The organism is Microbacterium sp. B35-30 (genome assembly GCF_010634855.1).
Lineage (GTDB): Bacteria > Actinomycetota > Actinomycetes > Actinomycetales > Microbacteriaceae > Microbacterium.
Genome location: NZ_MWLQ01000014.1, coordinates 129,571 through 146,870 on the forward strand (window position 1 = coordinate 129,571; position 17,300 = coordinate 146,870).

Below are 17,300 nucleotides of genomic sequence, written 5' to 3' on the forward strand. Positions count from 1 at the left end.
TCGAAATCGGTGTCAAACTCCCATCTTGAAACGTTTCGCAACGCCCCGGCCACAGCGCAAGGAGACAGCACGGATGTCCGTCACCGTCGACGCACCCCGCATCGAACACCACCGCGAGCCCGTCGGGATCGGCGAGCGGATGCCGCGCCTCTCGTGGCGCGTCGCCTCCGCGCCGTCCGGCTGGCGGCAGACCGCGTTCTCCGTCGAGGTCGATCGCGACGGCGACGTCACGACGTACGTGGTCGACTCGCCCGAGCAGGTGCTCGTGGACTGGCCGGCCGCCCCGCTGCGCTCGCGCGAGATCGTCACGGTGCGCATCGCGGTCAGGGGTGAGGACGGTGCGTGGTCTGCGGCATCCGTCCCCACCGTCTTGGAAGCCGGCCTGCTCGAGCCCGGCGACTGGGTCGCGCGTCCGGTCGGCGCCTTCCGCAACGAGAACCCACACTCCGACGAGCGCCGCCCCTCGCTCGTGCGCCGCGGGTTCGAGGTGCGCGACGACATCGTGCGGGCACGGCTCTACGCGACGGCTCACGGGGTCTACGAGGCCGAGCTCAACGGCGAGCGCGTCGGCGACGACACGCTCTCGCCCGGCTGGACCGTGTACGGCCGGCGCCTGCGGTACTACACGTACGACGTCACCGACCTGGTGCGGCCCGGAGCGAACGCGCTCGGCGCCTGGCTCGGCGACGGCTGGTATCGGGGCCGGCTCGGCTGGCGCGGCGGCTTCCGCAACGTCTACGGGTACGACCAGTCCTTCCTCGGCCAGCTCGAGCTGACCTATGCCGACGGCAGCCGCGAGGTCGTGGCGACCGACGCGTCGTGGCGCTCGGCGCCGAGCCCCATCCTGCACAGCGGCCTCTACGACGGCGAGGACTACGACGCGCGAGAGGAGCAGCCCGGCTGGTCGACGGCGGACTTCGACGATTCCGGCTGGGAAGCGGTGCAGGAGCGCCACCGGGACCCCGCCACCCTCGTCGCGCCGACGGCTCCGCCGGTGCGGGCGACCCAGGAGCTGCGGCCGATCGCGGTGCTCGCCGGCCCCAGCGGCTCGCGCATCCTCGACTTCGGGCAGAATCTCGTCGGCCGCGTGCGCATCCGGGTCTCGGGCGATGCCGGCACCACAGTGACGCTGCGCACCGCCGAGGTGATGCAGGACGGCGAGATCTACACGCGGCCGCTGCGCGCGGCGCGCTCGACCGACAACTACACGCTCGCCGGCCGCGACGTCGAGGAGTGGGAGCCGCGGTTCACCTTCCACGGCTTCCGCTACGTCGAGGTCACCGGCTGGCCGGGCGACCTGGACGCGGATGCCGCAGCCGGCGCATTGGTGGCCCGGGTGTACCACACCGACCTCGAGCGCACCGGGTGGTTCGAGTCGTCCGACCCTGCTCTGAACCGCCTGCACGAGAATGTTCTCTGGGGCATGCGCGGCAACTTCGTCGACATCCCCACCGACTGCCCGCAGCGCGACGAGCGCATCGGCTGGACCGGCGACATCCAGGTCTTCGGCCCCACCGCCTCGACGCTGTACGACGTGTCGGGGATGCTGTCGGGCTGGCTGCGCGACCTTGCGATCGAGCAGCTCCCTGACGGCACCGTGCCGTGGTACGTGCCCGTGATCCCCGCCGTCGACAAGTGGACGCCGATGCGACCGGGCGCCGCGTGGGGCGATGTCGCGACCCTGCTGCCGTGGACGCTGTACGAGCGCTTCGGCGACGTCGGCGTGGTGCGCACCCAGTTCGACAGCGCCAGGCGCTGGGTCGATCTGCTCGAACGCCTCTCGGGCCGCTCGCGGCTGTGGGACACCGGCTTCCAGCTGGGCGACTGGCTCGACCCGGCCGCCCCGCCGGACGACCCGGCCGACGCACTCACCGACCGCTACCTCGTCGCGACGGCCTACTTCGCCAAGTCGGCGCGCACCGTCGCGCGCATGGCGGAGGTGCTGGGGCTCGGCGACGAGCGGGCGCACTACGACGCGCTCGCCGACGAGGTCGCGGCCGCCTTCGACGGCGCCTACGTGAACGACGACGGCACCATGACCAGCGATGCTCAGACGGCGTACGCCCTCGGCCTGCGGTTCGACCTCATCACCGATCCGCAGAAACGGGATGCCGCGGCCGCACGACTCGCTCAGCTCGTACACCAGGCTGGCAACCGCATCGCGACCGGCTTCGTGGGCACGCCGCTCGTATCGGACGCCCTCAGTGCGGGCGGGCACGTGCCGACCGCCTACGACCTGATCCTCGAGCGAGAGTGCCCGTCGTGGCTCTACCAGGTGGAGCAGGGGGCGACCACGGTCTGGGAACGGTGGGACTCGCTGCTCCCCGACGGCACGGTCAACCCCGGCCAGATGACGTCGTTCAACCACTACGCGCTCGGCGCGGTCGCCGATTGGATGCATCGCGTGGTCGGCGGCCTCGCGCCGGATGCCCCCGGTTACCGCCGCATCCGCTTCGCCCCTCGCCCCGGCGGTGGGCTGACCTCAGCTTCGGCCCGCCAGCTCACCGCCTATGGCGAGGCGGCGATCTCGTGGCGCACCACGCACGGGCAGATCCACGTCGAGGTCACGGTGCCCGTCGGCGCCGAGGCGGTGCTCGACCTGGAGGGCTCTCCCGAAGAGAGGCTGAGCCCTGGCACCCACACCCGTGTCGTCGACGTCCCGGTGGAGGTCGGGGCGGCCGGCTGATCCCGGCCCGGCACGGGAACGTCTGAGTTCTGACACCTCTGGGATTGCGGATGCCGCGCGGCGCGGCATCCGCAGTCCGCATCGTTCGCGCGCGCAAGCCTGGGTCGGCGATCTCACCACCGGCCCCGCCGCCATGTACGCCTCTGGGCGCCGATCAGGCGTTTCGTCGGAACTCGGGCTGGCTTCACAGGCTCCGACTGAATATCCTTTCGTTAGCGAATCCGAATACACCCCCTCGGATCGCCACGATCGGAGATCGCCGTGCCCCTGACGCCCTACACCCGGCCCGCAGACGGCCAGGTGCGCCTGCTCACCAAGGTCGCGCGCATGTACCACGAGCGGGGCGTGCGCCAGGCCGACATCGCGGCCGCGCTCAATATCTCACAGGCAAAGGTCTCGCGTCTGCTCAAGCGCGCGGAATCCGTCGGCATCGTGCGGACGATCGTCACCGTCGCTCCGGGCGTCTACGCCGAGCTGGAGGAGCAGCTCGAGGAGAAGTACGGGCTCGCGGAGGCCGTCGTGGTCGACGTCGACCACGACGCCGACGAGGGCGAGCTGCTCGCGTCGCTCGGGGCCGGAGCGGCCGCCTACCTGGAGGCGACGCTCTCGGGGAGCGACCGGATCGGCGTCTCGTCGTGGAGTCAGACCATCCTCGCGATGGTCGACCGCATGCGCCCCTTCACCGTCCGTGGTGCGACCGAGGTGGTGCAGCTGCTCGGCGGCGTGGGCGCACCCGAGGCGCAGAGCCACTCGAATCGCATCCTCGGCGAGCTCGCTCGCACACTGGGCGCCGAGCCGGTGTACGTGCAGGCGCCGGGCGTCGTCGGCGACCCCGCGATCCGCGACAGCCTGTTGCGCGACCCCTCGATGCAAGAGGTCGCCCGGCACTGGAACGAGCTCACGATGGCGATCATGGGCATCGGCAGCATCGAGCCGTCCGACGTCCTCGCGACGAGCGGCAACGCGTTCGCCGCCGAGGAGCGCCAGGACCTTCTCGGGCAGGGCGCCGTCGGCGACATCTGCCACCGCATCTTCCGCGGCGACGGCTCGCTCGTGCGCGGAGCGCTCGACGACCGCATCATCGCGATCACGGTGGAGAACCTGCGCCGCATCCCGCGCCGCGTAGGCATCGCCGGCGGCGAGCGCAAGCTCGAGGCGATCCACGGCGCCCTCGCCGGCGACTGGGTCACGACGCTCGTCACCGACCTGCGCTCGGCCGAGGCCCTCGCTGAGCGGTGAGAATTGAGACGTAAGGCCTCCCGTCGTGAAGCTGTCTCGCTTCTCGACGGGAGGCCTTCGCCGGTTGCGCTCCTACTTCGAGGCGTCCCAGGCCGTCTGATAGATCTCGACGTAACGATCGCTGCCGTTCGAAGCGAGGGCGTCCTGGAATGCCTGCCAGTCGGCGTCGCTCTCGATGTCGCGCACACCGGTCACGAACTCCGCGCTGGCCTGCTGCACGAGCGACTCGACGTTGGTCTGCACGGTCGACAGCTCGGATGAGTCATCCTCGGAGATCCAGAGATTCCAGTACGGGAAGGCCTCGGCCGGGCTGTTCGCCGCGTAGGGCTCGGTGGCCTCGAACAGACGCCGGTCATACCCGGCGAGATCGTAGATGTCCTCCGACACCACCTGCGCGCCGCGGAACTCCGTGCTTCCGTAGTACTGCGAAAGCGGACCCCAGGCCACGTTGGCGTTCTGCGTGGCTTCGGCACCACTGAGCCGGTGACGCAGGTACAAGGGCTCGAGCGACTCGTCCAGCGCGACATCGCCGGCGGCAGGCCGGTCCCATGCGACGCCCTCCTCACCCCATTCGGCTCGAAGGTGGTTGTCGTAGTCGATCATCCAGTCCACGATCTTCACCAGGTTCGCGGCGTCCGCGTCACTGGCATTGTTGGTGATGACGAGCGACGCACCAGGCACCGACGAGAGCAACTCGGAAGCCGGCGAGCCGTTCGGTCCGGTCAGCGGCGGGACCGCGTCGTACTGCTTGTCACGACCATCCTCCTGACCGATCGTGACGAAGACACCGGGGTGTCCGACGGAGGCCGCCCCGAGGATCGGGTCACCGGCGACGTCTCCGAGGGCGAGGAGCGCGTCCTGGTTCTGCGTGAACGCGGACTCGTCGACGAGACCTTCCTCGTAGAGCGAGTTCACGAAGCGCAATCCGTCGCGCCATCCGTCCGAGGCAGGCTGCAGTGTCACCGTGTCGCCGTCCAGAGCAAGGGAAGCAGGGATCGAGGCGTCGGCCGTAGCCGCCGGCACGTAGACGAACGGGTTCATCAGGTACGGCAGCACCGAGTTGGCTCCTGGCGTGCCGGACAGCGGCACCTCATCGGCCTGGTCGTTGCCGTTGGGATCCTGGTCGCGGAAGGCTGTCAGCACCGCGCGAAGCTCGTCGGGCGTCGTCGGCTGTTCCATGCCCACGGCATCGAGCCAGGCGGAATTCATCCAGAGCTTCGACGGGTAGCTGCAGTGGAAGCAGTCGTTCCACTGAGGCAGCCCCCAGACCTTGCCGTCCGGCGAGGTCGCCAGCTGCTCCCATTCAGGAGTCTCTTCCCACGCCTTGACCAGGTTGGGCGCGTTCTCCTCGAGAAGATCGTTCAGCGGCCGGATCACACCCTGGTTTCCGAACTTGATCAGTTCCGCCTGGGTGAACTGATCGACCCACGGGATCATCAGGAACGCGTCCGGGTAATTCCCGCTGGCGAGCGCGATCTGACGAGCCTCCGAGGCGGAGCCCCCATCCCACGTGGTCGTCTCGAACTGCAGGTCGACGTCGAACTCCTCCTCGAGGAAGAGCGTGAACTCGTTCGTGTTGAGATCCGAATCCGCTCCCTGCGGACTGAAGATCTTGATCACGCCGTCGTCGTCCGGCTTCTCCGGCTGCGCTGTGCACGCGCCCAGCGTCAGCGCGAGCCCGCCGGCGGCGATAGCCGCCGCGGTTCGGTTGAAGCGATTCATGTGTTGCCTCTCTTCATCGTGAGGTGGGAGCCACCGGGACCCGGCGTCCTGGCGGCCCGGAGGGGATCAGCCCTTCACAGCGCCCAGGAGCAGTCCCTTGGTGAAATAGCGCGCTACGAACGGATAGATGAGCATCATCGGGACCGTGGAGACCACGATGAGCGAGTACTTGAGAAGGTTCGACAGCTGCTGTCTCTCCAGCGCCGAGGTCGCATCCCCGCCGGCGTCGTTGTTGAGGATCAGGATGTTCCGAAGTACCAGCTGAAGCGGGTAGAGGCTGTCGTCACGGAGGTAGATCAGAGCGTCGAAGTAGGAATTCCACTGCACGATCGCGTACATCAGCGCGATGACGGCGATCATCGGGCCCGACAGCGGCAGTACCACTTTCCACAGGATGCGCAGATCGCTCGCGCCGTCGATCTCGGCCGCCTCTCGCAGCTCGTCCGGAATCGCCGTGCGGAAGTAGGTGATGGCGAGGATCGTCGGCCACACCGCGACCGCATTCGGGATCAGCATCGCCCACCGAGTGTCGAGCATTCCCATCGATTGCACCACGAGATAGGTCGGGATCAGCCCGCCGGCGAACAGCATCGTGAAGACGACAGCGCCGGTGAGCACCTTGCGTCCCACGAAATCGACCCGCGAAAGCGGATAGGCGATCATGACGGTGAGGGCGACGCTGATGGCCGTGCCGACAACCGTGTAATACAGCGAATTCGCGAACCCGTTGAGGATCTGTGGGCTGCTCAGTGCGACCTCGTACCCGCGCAGCGTGAAGTCGACCGGCCAGAGGAACACCTCTCCGGCTGACACGGCGGCGGGGCTGCTGAACGAGCTCACGACGATGAACCACAGCGGCAGCAGCACGACGAGCAGGAAGGTCGTGAGGAGGATGTAGACACCGATGAGGAAGAACCGGTCCACAGTGGATTCGCGCACCTTGATCGATCGGCCGAGGCCGCGCTGAGCCGTCTTCGCGTTGTTCACCACAGTCCGTTCCCCGTCACGCGTTTGGACACGGCGTTCACGACGAGCAGAAGCGCAAGATTGATCACCGAGTTGAACAGCCCGACGGCCGTCCCGAGGCTGAAGTCGGCATTCTGGATGCCGATCTTGTAGGTATAGGTGGCGATGATCTCGGACTGCGAGAGATTGAGCGGGTTCTGCAGCAGGAACGCCTTCTCGAACCCCACGACCATGATGCTGCCGACCGAGAGGATCAGCACGACCACGATCGTCGGCGTGATGCTCGGCAGATCGACATGCCAGATCTTCTGGAGCCGATTGGCCCCGTCGACCTTGGCCGCCTCGTAGAGGGCCGGGTCGACGCCGGCGAGCGCGGCCATGTAGATGACCGCCGAGTAGCCGGCGGTCTGCCAGACCTCGCTCCACACGTATACATGCCGGAAGAAGTCCGGCTGCGCCAGGTAGTCGACCGCGGGCAGGCCGAAGAATCCGGTGACCGTGCTCAGCATCCCGATCCGCGGCGAGAGGATGAGGATCGCCATCGAGACGATGATGACTGTGGAGATGAAATACGGCGCGTACGTCACCATCTGAACCGTGCGCTTGAAGAAGCGTCCGCGGATCTCGTTGAGCGCGAGCGCGAGGATGATCGGAATGGGAAGGCTCGCGATCAGGGCATACAGGCTGAGCAGGAACGTGTTGCTGACGATCGTGCCGAACGCCGGATTGGAGAAGAGGCGTTCGAAGTGCTCGAAGCCCGCCCACGCACTGCCCCAGATGCCCTCGATGACGTTGTAGTCCTTGAACGCGATGACCGCGTTCGCCATCGGCACGTACTTGAACAGGGCGAAGTACAGCAGCGGCGGAATCACGAGCAGGTACAGCTGCCAGTGGCGCCGGATGGACCTGCGCAGCCGACCAGGTCGGCGCCGTGACGCGTTCCGTCCGGCGGACGAGGATGCCGTCGCCGGCGCCTCCGCCTTCCGCACGCGCGCCGTGGGCGCTTCCACGTCGATCTGCACCACCGCTGACTCCTTGTCGATGAGCTGGGCCTATGGCGCGTACCACCGTCCCCCAAGGGCGGGATGCGTCGAGACCTCGTCGTCCGAAAAATCGATTGCCTGAATCCTAGTCATCGAATCAACAGGGATGCAACCCTGCCTAAATATTCAACCTGCCTCCTGATGGATGCCATTTCCGCGAGATATCGGACCGAACGATGTTGCGGCATCCACCGGTGCACCGTCTAAGGTGTCCTTGATCAGTAAAACGATTATCTGAGGTGAGGAAGTTGTCAGAGTTGTCATCCCCGATGCATCGGCTCGCGTTCGCCAGCCCGGCCGCTGAGTGGGTCGAAGCGCTGCCCATCGGCAACGGCCGTCTCGGCGCCATGGTCTACGGCCGCGAGGAGCACGAGCTGATCTGGCTCAGCGAGGGGTCCGTCTGGTCGGGGCCGGGTCGCCGTCCGGACCCGCACCCCGTCAGCGCCGAGACCGCCCGGGCAGCGATCTCGGCGTCGCGAGCGGCGATCGCCGCCGGTGACTATGTGGCGGCAGAGGACTCCCTGCGCCTGCTGCAGCACTCCTATCCTCAGTCGTTCCAGCCGCTGGCCCGGCTGCGCCGGACGATCGGCGCCCCGGCGCCTGAACCATCGCCACAGGGCGATGTCGTCCCCGAACGGGACGGCCCCGCGATGCTCGACGACGGCATCCAGCGCCCCGCCGGCTACGCGCGCGGGCTCGACCTGCGCGCAGCGGTCGCGTGGACTCGAGGCTCCGGCGTGGACCAGCGGACGTTCGTGAGCGATCCGCATCAGGTCCTCGTCATCGAGGTCTCCGCTTCGCAGCGCCCGGTGTCCTTCGTGCTCGACTCGCCTCTGCACCTCGAACATGCAGAGGCCGACGGGCCGGAAGCGTGGGCAGTGCTTCGGGCGCCCGATGACGTGGTCCCCGCCTACCAGCGCGTACCCGATCCCGTGCGATGGGCCGAGGAGCGCCGAGGGGTGCAGGCCGCCGTCGTCCTACGGGCCCTCGGCGGCTCGGTGCGCACCCGTTCGACGTCTGCCGGCCTCGCCGTCGAGGTCGACGGCGACACCACGCTGATCGTCGCGGTGCAGACCACCTTCACGGAGCTGGGGCGCGATCCCGAACCGGATGCCGCCGGTGCCGTGGCACGTGCCAGGGGGCTGTGCCAGACGGCCGCCGGAATCGGCGTCGGCCGACTCCACGATGAGCACGCGGCCGCGCACTTCGAGCTCTACGACAGAGCCGAGCTACGGCTCGGGAATTCCGACGCAGCCCGGGAGCGCGAGGCGATCGTGGCGGACACGGACGCGCTCGTCGACGCCGCCGCCAAGGGTTTCGCTGACGCTCCAGAGCTGGTCGCCCTCCTGTTCAACTACGGGCGCTACCTGCTGATCTCGAGCTCACGGGCCGGCGGGACCCCCGCGAACCTGCAGGGGCTGTGGAACCAGCAGATGCAGCCGCCGTGGAGTTCGAACTTCACGATGAACATCAACCTCGAGATGAACTACTGGTTGGCCGAGACCACCGGTCTGGCCGAGTGCGCAGAGCCCCTGTTCGACCTCGTCGCGGCGCTGTCCGAGCGCGGACGCGAACCTGCCGCACGCATCTACGGATCATCGGGCTGGGTGTCGCACCACGCGAGCGACATCTGGGCGTTCGCGGATCCGATGGGCGACGGAACACACGACCCGGCTTGGGCATTCTGGCCGTTCGCCGGCGTCTGGCTCAGTTCCCATCTGGTGGATCGGATCACCTTCACGCACGACGACGCTGCCGCACGCCGTTTCTGGCCCATGCTGACGGGCGCGGCACGGTTCGTCCTCGACTGGCTCGAGCCCCGCGCCGACGGCTCACTCGGCACCTCGCCGTCCACCTCACCGGAGAACCGGTTCGTGGCACCGGACGGAGCTGTCTCGTCCGTGGCGGCCGACTCCACGATGGACCTCGAGCTCTCCCGGAATCTGCTGCGTTCCCTGCTACGGGCCGCCGACGACTACGGACTGCGTTCGGAGTCCGAGGATCTGTGCGCGGAAGCGGAAGCCGCGTTGACCAGGCTTCCCGAGATCGGAATCGACAGCGACGGGCTGCTGCGGGAGTGGGCCCACCTCGACGAGATGCACGATCCGCATCATCGCCATATCGCTCATCTGGTCGGTCTGCATCCGACCAACGCGCCGCCGACACCCCGCACCGCGGAAGCGGCGAGCCGAAGCCTGGATGCCCGCGGTGATGAAGGCACCGGCTGGTCGCTCGCCTGGAAGATGGCGATGCGGGCACGACTGCACGAACCGCAGGCGGTGGGCCGTCTGCTGGACCTGCTCGTCCGCCGCAACATCGAGGTCGAACCCGCTCCCGGTGGCGGACGTTGGCGGGGCGGCCTTTACCGCAACCTGTTCTCTGCCCACCCGCCGTTCCAGATCGACGGCAACCTCGGCCTGGTGGCCTCACTCGTCGAGTGCCTCGTCCAGTCCCACGCCGGTTACCTCGAACTGCTCCCCGCGCTGCCATCCGGCCTGCGCGACGGTGAAGTTCGAGGCCTGCGTGCACGCGGCGGGCTCGTCGTGGATCTCCGCTGGAGCGCCGGCGCGCTGACAGAGGCCACGATCACGCCGCTGCCCGAGGGGGCAAAGAGCGTGCGGGTGGTGCACGGCTCCCGAGAGCGCGTCCTCGACCTCACCACCGGGCGACCCGCGCGCCTCACCTTCACCGGCATCTCTCAGGAGCACGCATCATGACCGCCCCGCAGCAAGGGTCTCTCCGTCCGCTGGACGGTTTCCTGGTTCTCGACTTCAGCCAGTTCCTCGCCGGCCCCGTGGCCGCTCTGCGCCTCGCTGATCTCGGCGCGCGGGTGATCAAGATCGAGCGCCCTGTGATCGGGGATATCGGCCGCGGGCTGGCGTTCGCCGGTGCACGAGCGGGCGCGGATACGGTCTCATTCCATGCCATGAACCGCGGCAAGCAGAGCGTAGCGGCCGACCTCAAGAATCCGGATGACCTGGCGTTCGTGCGTCGACTCGTCGAGCAGGCCGATGTGGTCGTGGAGAACTTCCGGCCCGGCGTGATGCGGCGGCTCGGGCTGGATTACGACACCGTCCGCGCCGCCAACCCCGGCGTGGTCTACGGTTCGATCACCGGCTATGGCGACGAAGGACCGTGGCGCGACCGCCCCGGCCAAGACCTGCTCGCGCAGTCGATCGCCGCTCTGCCGTGGCTGCAGGCGGATCCGGAGCCCCGCCCCGTCGGGATCGCCATCGCCGACCACCTCGCTTCCTGCCATCTCGCCCACGGCATCACGGCGCTGCTGCTGCGCCGGCTGCGGACTGGCATCGGCGGCCAGGTGCAGACCTCGCTCCTCGAGGCGATGCTCGACCTGCAGTTCGAGATGCTCTCGGTGCGACTCACGGAGCCGGACGCGGTCGACGCGCAGCGCCCGCGGGGACCGCACAGCGCGCACACGTTTCTCCCGGCGCCGTACGGCGTATATCCGACCGCCGACGGATACCTGTCGATCGCGATGAACCCCGTGCCACAGCTGGGCGCACTGCTGCAGATCCCTGAGCTCGTGGAGCTGACCGATCCCGCATCCTGGTGGGATCAGCGCGGTCGCATCGAGACACTGATCGCCGACCGCCTCCGGACGCGCAGCACGGCGAGCTGGCTCACGGTGCTCGATGCCGCCGACATCTGGTGCGCTCCATTGCACACCGTGGATGAACTTGTCGAGCACGACGGCTTCCGGGCGATCGACATGGTCCAGACGCTCGAACGCGAGGAGAGCGACGGGGCCCGCACCACAGTAACGACGACCCGGCTGCCCTTCCGTCTGGACGGTGAGCGGCTCTGGGGCACCGGCGCAGCGCCCGTGCTCGGCGCGGACACCGATCGGATCCGCGACGAACTGGCCCCGGCCAGGGAACCGGTCGGCGGGAGCGTATCGTGACCGTCCGCCTCCGAGGCATCACCTGGGACCATGAGCGCGGCCGGAACAGCATCGTGGCTGCCTCCCACGCCTACGCGGACGCCGGGCACGACGTCGAAGTCGAATGGGAAGCACGATCCCTGCAGGCATTCGCCGACCAGGACCTGGAATCCTTGACGCGGTCGTACGATCTGCTCGTCATCGATCACCCCCATATCCCCCACGCCGCGGACGCAGGGCTGCTCGCTCCCCTCCCGGACGCCGAGGGACCGGACGCATTCGTAGGGCGCTCCGATGAGAGCTATCACTGGCAGAACGCTCGGTACGCCCTCGCCATCGACGCCGCCGCGCAGGTCGCGGCGTACCGCCCCGACCTGCTCCCCGAGCCGCCGCGCACGTGGACCGAGGTCCTGGACCTGGCACGCGACGGTGGGGTGCGCTGGCCTGCGAAGCCGATCGATGCATTCGCGTCGATATTCACGCTCTCCTCGGGGCTGCAGGATGCCGACGCCGGTCGGACCGGCTTCGCTGAACCGACGGCGTTCGCGCAGGCATGGGACGTGCTCAGCCGTCTGCGCGATCTCGTACCCGCCGAGTGCCTCGACGAGAACCCCATCCAGACCGCCGACCGCCTGTCCGCGTCGAGCAGCTGGGCCTATGCCCCGCTGCTCTACGGGTACAGCAACTACGCGAGGACGGGCTTCCGCGAGCACGTGCTGCGCTGGACGGACATCCCTGAGATCGATGGGCAGCCCCGCGGATCGATGTTGGGCGGCGCAGGGCTGGCCGTCTCGGCCCGCACCGAGCACCGCGCGGAGGCTATCGCCTTTGTGACGTGGGCCGCCACGGGCGACGTGCAGAGGGGTGTGTATGCGCGCGCAGGCGGACAGCCCGGCCATGTCTCCGCCTGGACCGATGCCTCGCTCGACGAACTGACCGGCGGGTTCTTCGCCGCCACACGCCGCACGATGGATCTGGCCAGCCTGCGCCCGCAGCATCCGGCGTATATGACGGTGCAGAATGCCGCGTGCGAGCGGGTGCACCGTGGCCTGCTGAACCGCGACCCCGCGCCCGACCTGCTCGCGGATCTGGATCGGCTATTCGAATCGTTGGGAGCCGTGAATGCTGGTCGTTGATCGATACCTGGAGGACTACGTCCCCGGGGAGGTGCGACGCACGCTTGGGCGCACCATCACCGAAGCCGATGTCGTCTTGCACGCTGGGCAGACCGGCGACTTCTTCCCGCATCACATGGATGAGAACTGGTGCGTGAACGAAGCAGGGCTAGGCGGACGGATCGCTCATGGCACCCTGGTGATCGCGATCGCGGTCGGGATGACCGCCGGCGATGTGAATCCGCAAGCGATGAGCTACGGCTACGACCGGATCCGGTTCATCAAACCGGTCTTCCTCGGCGACACCATTACCGTGGAGGCGGAGATCGTCACGATCGCCGATCACCCGCGCCGCCCCGAACTCGGCCGGGTGGACGAGCAGGTGCGGGTCACCAACCAGCACGGCGACGTCGTCTTGTCGCTCGTGCATCTGTACGTCGTCAACAAGGCGGGGTGAACGCACGTGATCGACACGCATCTGCATGTGTGGGCCCGTGCTCGTTCGTCGTACGACTGGCTCGACGACGCGCCGGAGCCGCTGCGCGCCGATCACTTCTTGGAGCAGGGCCTCGCGGCGGTGGCCGCACACGGGTTCGATCGTGCGGTGCTCGTCCAGGCCGATGACACACTCGACGAGACGCAGTACTTGCTCGAGCTGACGGCTTCCGACCCTCGGGTTGCGGGTGCCGTCTGCTACCTGCCGCTGGAGGCGCCGGCGATCGTCGCAGATCAGCTGCCGAGACTGACGGCAGACCCCGGCTTCGTCGGCGTGCGCAATCTCACCCACGATCGCCCCGACCCGGATTGGATCCTCGGTGAGAACCAGCGCCGCAGCCTCGCCCACCTCGAAGCCTCCGGTGTACCGCTCGACTACGTCGCCGTGTCGCCTCGTCACCTTCAGAACCTGACCACGCTCGCGCGCCGGCATCCTGACCTGACCATCGTGCTCGACCACCTGGGCAAGCCGCCGGTCGGGTATTCCGCCGATCACGCCCGATGGACCGCTCAGATCGCAGAGGCCGCCGCCCTGCCGAACGTCGTCGCGAAGGTCTCCGGGATCTATCCGGCCGCTCCATGCGACGCGGATGCCTCCGACACGGCCGAGCAGCTGCGGGCGATCCTGGCGACCGCGCTCGCGTCCTTCGGACCGGATCGGCTGATGCTCGGCAGCGATTGGCCCATGGGCACCGTCGCCGGCGGGACGGATGCGGCGCTGAGCATGCTCATGGCCGCGGTGGATGCGCTCGAGCCCGATCAGTCGGCCGCGCTGCGTCAGCGGACGGCCATCCGCGTGTACGGACTGACACCGTGAAACGCCTGGAACACTCCCCTGACCCCGCCTACGCCGCCGGTCCGCCGAGCCATCCGCTGCCGATCGTCCTGATCGGTGCGGGCGGAATCGCCCGCGACGCGCACCTGCCGGCCTACCGGAAGGCCGGCCTGCCGGTCGCGGCTGTCGTGGACCTCGACTCTGATCGCGCCATCGATCTCGCCAGGGCCTTCGACGTGTCGAGCACCTATACGGACATCGCGTCTGCAGTCGCCGCCCACGGCACGGCAGCGGTGTACGACGTCGCCGTCATGCCGGATGCGTTCGCCTCGATCATCGACGGGCTGCCCGACGAAGCTGCCGTGCAGCTGCAGAAGCCATTGGGCTACACCCTTGCGCAGGCGCGCGACCTGATCGAGATCATCCGACGAAAGCGACTCACGGCTGCTGTGAACACTCAGCTGCGGTTCGCTCCGCAGGTTGCAGCGGCGCGCGCCCTGATCGCCGAGGGCGCCATCGGGGAGCTCGTCGATATCGAGGTCCTGGTGAGGGTCGAGACGCGTTGGGCGCTGTTTCCCAGCGTGTTCGGTCTCGAACGCATGGAGATGCCGATGCACTCGGTGCACTATGTCGACCTCGTGCGTTCTTTCGTGGGGGATCCGAGCGGTGTCAGCGCCGTGACGGTCGGGCATCCCGGGAAGCCGCTGGCCAGCACGCGAACCGGCTACCTGCTCCATTACGCCGACCGACCGTTGCGCGTCACCATCAGCACCAATCACGACCACACGTTCGGCCCGGAGCACCAGGCGTCTGCCGTCATCTGGCACGGCACGGACGGAGCCGTCCGTGCCCAACTGGGGCTGTTGCTCGACTATCCGCGTGGCGGACCTGACCGACTCGAACTCACCACCGGTGACGGCTGGTGGGATGTCGCGGTCGAGGGAAGCTGGTTCCCCGATGCCTTCGCCGGAACCATGGGCGCCCTTCAGCGATACGTCACCGGCGAGTCGAGCTCGCTGCCGACCTCCGCGGATGACGTGCTGCGCACGATGGCCGTGCTGGAAGCGGCGCACGAGGCGAGTCGTGCCGGCGGTCACCCGATCCCGGACTCCTGACGCCCGCGGGAACGCGTCATGCCGCCGGCGGCGCGGTCGATGCACGCAGGACCAGCTCCGGGGCGGGATCGTCGACGACTCCGCTGGTGGGGCGCGCGGGACTTCCGCCTGCCCCAGCCGCCTCGAGTCCCGCGAGCAGGAGGTCCACCGCGGCCGCTCCGAGATTCGCCATCGGCAGGCGGACGGTGGTCAGTGCGGGCGCGCACGTGATCGCCGGCCAGATGTCGTGAATCGCCACGACCGACAGGTCCTCCGGCACGCGCATGCCCATCTGAGCCGCCTCCGTCAGCACGCCGATCCCGGCGTTCACGTTGCCGACGACGACGGCGGTCGGCGCCGGCTGACGACCGAGCAGCAACCGCGCGGCATCCCCAGCCGATCTGTAGGTGTAGCCCAGGGCAGTCGTGTGCAGCGGCGCCAGTGACAGCCCGACTGCAGCGAGTGCATGCTCGATACCGGTTCGTCGTCGGTCGCTGGTGTCGGACGTCGGAACGCCGCCGACATAGCCGATGCGGGTGTGTCCGAGCTCGAGCAGGTGTCGAGCCGCCAGCGCACCCGCGGCGACATCGTCGATCGCGACGGTGGTCACGCCGTCGACGGGACCGGAATTGATCAGCACGGTCCGCTCTGGGTGCGAGAGCGCTCGCGCCACAAGGTCGAGGGGCGCCTCGTCCCCCTTCTGCAGCAGCACGCCATCGACCAGGCGCTCGTTCAGCAGCCGGGCGAACCCGTCGCTGCCGGGTTGCATCCGCGGACTCGACGCCAGCACAACCGAGTAGTCATGATCCAGCGCCCGCGACTCCACCCCGTTCACGAGATCCGTGAAGGTGGCGTTGGTGACATCCGGGACCACGAAAGCCAGCATGTGCGTACGCGAACGACGCAGAGAGCGCCCCGCGGAGTTCGGCGCGTATCGGAGCAGCTGCGCCGAGTCGAGGATCCGTTGCCGAGTCTCCGGACGGATCCTGACGGACGGATCGGAGTTCAGCACGCGCGAAACCACCGAAACCGAGACCCTGGCGTGGCCGGCGACATCCCGCAGAGTAACCATCCTCGGATGGTAACCGGAGGAATGCAGCTCGCGCAAACGATTCACCGCGACCAATCCCTTGTCGTAGTGCTCTGAGCGAACGAATCGGCGGCTCGCTCGTATAACGATTTTTCTGTCCGTCGGCGTGGACTACGCTCGTCAATCGTGGCGCATGATCTCCGACCCGACACCCAGCCCGACGCCTGGCGCGGGGCGGTGGGCTGGGAAGAGCGCGACGGAGCGATACGCGCATGGAGGCTGCTGCCAGAGCTCGTGAACAGGGCGTTCGCTCCCGATCTGATCACGAACGCGCGCCAATCTGTGGGAGTGCGGCTGGACATCGACACGGACGCCGAGAGCGTCACGCTCCATGGCGATCTGCTGCTCGACATCCCCCGCGACTCGCGCATCGATGTCCTGGTCGATGGCGAACTGCATCGCCGTATCGACCTCGTCTCGGGACCGTTCACCGTCGTGGTCCCCCTGCCCACCGGCGCGCACCGGGTTCAGGTGTGGTTGCCGCAGGTCGGCGAGACGTGGATCAGGTCGGTACAGCTGAGCGGTTCGACCGTCTCCGCCACGACTGCATCCACCCGATGGACGACCTACGGATCCTCGATCTCGCAGTGCAACGCTGCCAGTGGTCCGAGCGAGACGTGGCCGGCGCTCGTCGCACGTGCTCTCGACTGGGACCTGACCTGCCTCGGCTTCGGCGGCCAGTGCCATCTCGACCCGATATCGACCCGCACGATCGCGGCGGTGCCGGCCGACATCATCAGCCTGTGCCTGGGGATCAACGTGATGGGTGGCGCTTCGATGTCACCGCGCACCTTCGCCCCACAGGTCGCAGGGCTGATCGACCAGGTCCGCGCAGCGCACCCGTCGGCCCCGATCGCCGTGATCACTCCGATCGTGGCGCCGGGACTGGAGAACACCCCGAACGCCGTTGGCACCACGCTGGCGGGGATGCGGGACGCCATAGCAGAGGTGGTCGCCGGCACGGCCGACGACCTCCTGCACCTCATCGACGGCCCCGGCATTCTCGGCTTCGACGAGACTCACCTGCTGTCAGACGGCGTCCATCCCGATGCCGCAGGCTATCGGCTGATGGGCGAGCGCCTGACGGCCGCGCTCAGGCGGCTGCAGAGGTAGAAGCGAAAGACGATCTGGACCGACGCATTCAGGCCGCGATGACTGTCCGACTCGCGACGGG

At 68.2% G+C, this 17,300-nt stretch carries 13 protein-coding genes; 9 read left to right on the plus strand and 4 right to left on the minus strand.

The window, feature by feature from the left end; all coding sequences use genetic code 11:
- Positions 1-73: 73 nt before the first annotated feature.
- Positions 74-2,686, plus strand: coding sequence for an alpha-L-rhamnosidase (locus B2K11_RS08210; RefSeq protein ID WP_163617780.1), 2,613 nt, complete (start codon positions 74-76; stop codon positions 2,684-2,686).
- 261 nt (positions 2,687-2,947) lie between these two features.
- On the plus strand, positions 2,948-3,925 hold the full coding sequence (locus tag B2K11_RS08215; RefSeq protein ID WP_163617781.1) for a sugar-binding domain-containing protein: 978 nt from the start codon (positions 2,948-2,950) through the stop codon (positions 3,923-3,925).
- Positions 3,926-3,997: 72 nt separating this feature from the next.
- Here B2K11_RS08215 and B2K11_RS08220 read toward each other — a convergent pair whose 3' ends face one another.
- From B2K11_RS08220 to B2K11_RS08230, 3 genes are all read right to left on the minus strand, one after another.
- A complete protein-coding gene (locus B2K11_RS08220; RefSeq protein ID WP_163617782.1) occupies positions 3,998-5,647 on the minus strand; it encodes an extracellular solute-binding protein in 1,650 nt (549 codons plus the stop codon).
- Positions 5,648-5,713: 66 nt separating this feature from the next.
- A complete protein-coding gene (locus B2K11_RS08225) occupies positions 5,714-6,637 on the minus strand; it encodes a carbohydrate ABC transporter permease (protein ID WP_204260050.1) in 924 nt (307 codons plus the stop codon).
- Entirely contained in the window at positions 6,631-7,638 is a 1,008-nt protein-coding gene (locus B2K11_RS08230) for an ABC transporter permease subunit (RefSeq protein WP_239525859.1), read from the minus strand. Before B2K11_RS08230 ends, B2K11_RS08225 begins: the two co-directional genes overlap by 7 nt.
- A 287-nt stretch (positions 7,639-7,925) precedes the next feature.
- Between B2K11_RS08230 and B2K11_RS08235 the strand changes: the two genes are divergently transcribed.
- Genes B2K11_RS08235 through B2K11_RS08260 form a run of 6 tightly spaced genes read left to right on the plus strand, consistent with a single transcriptional unit; the run spans position 7,926 to position 15,057 of the window.
- Positions 7,926-10,373: a glycoside hydrolase N-terminal domain-containing protein gene (locus B2K11_RS08235; RefSeq protein ID WP_163617783.1), complete on the plus strand. Its 2,448-nt coding sequence runs from the start codon at positions 7,926-7,928 to the stop codon at positions 10,371-10,373.
- Complete coding sequence (locus tag B2K11_RS08240; protein ID WP_163617784.1) at positions 10,370-11,578, plus strand: CoA transferase; 1,209 nt, start codon at positions 10,370-10,372, stop codon at positions 11,576-11,578. Before B2K11_RS08235 ends, B2K11_RS08240 begins: the two co-directional genes overlap by 4 nt.
- A complete protein-coding gene (locus tag B2K11_RS08245; RefSeq protein ID WP_163617785.1) occupies positions 11,575-12,693 on the plus strand; it encodes an extracellular solute-binding protein in 1,119 nt (372 codons plus the stop codon). Before B2K11_RS08240 ends, B2K11_RS08245 begins: the two co-directional genes overlap by 4 nt.
- Positions 12,680-13,129 carry a MaoC family dehydratase gene (locus B2K11_RS08250; RefSeq protein WP_163617786.1) on the plus strand — a complete coding sequence of 150 codons (450 nt, stop codon included), beginning with the start codon at positions 12,680-12,682 and terminating at the stop codon, positions 13,127-13,129. The genes B2K11_RS08245 and B2K11_RS08250 overlap by 14 nt, the downstream gene beginning before the upstream one ends.
- A gap of 6 nt (positions 13,130-13,135) precedes the next feature.
- Complete coding sequence (locus B2K11_RS08255; protein ID WP_163617787.1) at positions 13,136-13,984, plus strand: amidohydrolase family protein; 849 nt, start codon at positions 13,136-13,138, stop codon at positions 13,982-13,984.
- Entirely contained in the window at positions 13,981-15,057 is a 1,077-nt protein-coding gene (locus tag B2K11_RS08260) for a Gfo/Idh/MocA family oxidoreductase (RefSeq protein ID WP_163617788.1), read from the plus strand. Before B2K11_RS08255 ends, B2K11_RS08260 begins: the two co-directional genes overlap by 4 nt.
- A gap of 16 nt (positions 15,058-15,073) precedes the next feature.
- On the opposite strand, the gene B2K11_RS08265 is transcribed toward B2K11_RS08260, so the two are convergent.
- Complete coding sequence (locus B2K11_RS08265; RefSeq protein WP_239525860.1) at positions 15,074-15,922, minus strand: substrate-binding domain-containing protein; 849 nt, start codon at positions 15,920-15,922, stop codon at positions 15,074-15,076.
- Positions 15,923-16,252: 330 nt separating this feature from the next.
- Here B2K11_RS08265 and B2K11_RS08270 point away from each other — a divergent pair, with 330 nt between their 5' ends.
- On the plus strand, positions 16,253-17,239 hold the full coding sequence (locus B2K11_RS08270) for a GDSL-type esterase/lipase family protein (protein WP_163617790.1): 987 nt from the start codon (positions 16,253-16,255) through the stop codon (positions 17,237-17,239).
- Positions 17,240-17,300 lie beyond the last annotated feature (61 nt).

What these genes read in the sequence shown, in the direction of transcription:
- B2K11_RS08210 (WP_163617780.1), top strand. Translation starts at nt 74, where the DNA reads ATGTCCGTCACCGTCGACGCACCCCGCATCGAACACCACCGCGAGCCC.
- B2K11_RS08220 (WP_163617782.1), bottom strand. Translation starts at nt 5,647, where the DNA reads ATGAATCGCTTCAACCGAACCGCGGCGGCTATCGCCGCCGGCGGGCTC.
- B2K11_RS08235 (WP_163617783.1), top strand. Translation starts at nt 7,926, where the DNA reads ATGCATCGGCTCGCGTTCGCCAGCCCGGCCGCTGAGTGGGTCGAAGCG.
- B2K11_RS08240 (WP_163617784.1), top strand. Translation starts at nt 10,370, where the DNA reads ATGACCGCCCCGCAGCAAGGGTCTCTCCGTCCGCTGGACGGTTTCCTG.
- B2K11_RS08250 (WP_163617786.1), top strand. Translation starts at nt 12,680, where the DNA reads ATGCTGGTCGTTGATCGATACCTGGAGGACTACGTCCCCGGGGAGGTG.
- B2K11_RS08265 (WP_239525860.1), bottom strand. Translation starts at nt 15,922, where the DNA reads ATGCTGGCTTTCGTGGTCCCGGATGTCACCAACGCCACCTTCACGGAT.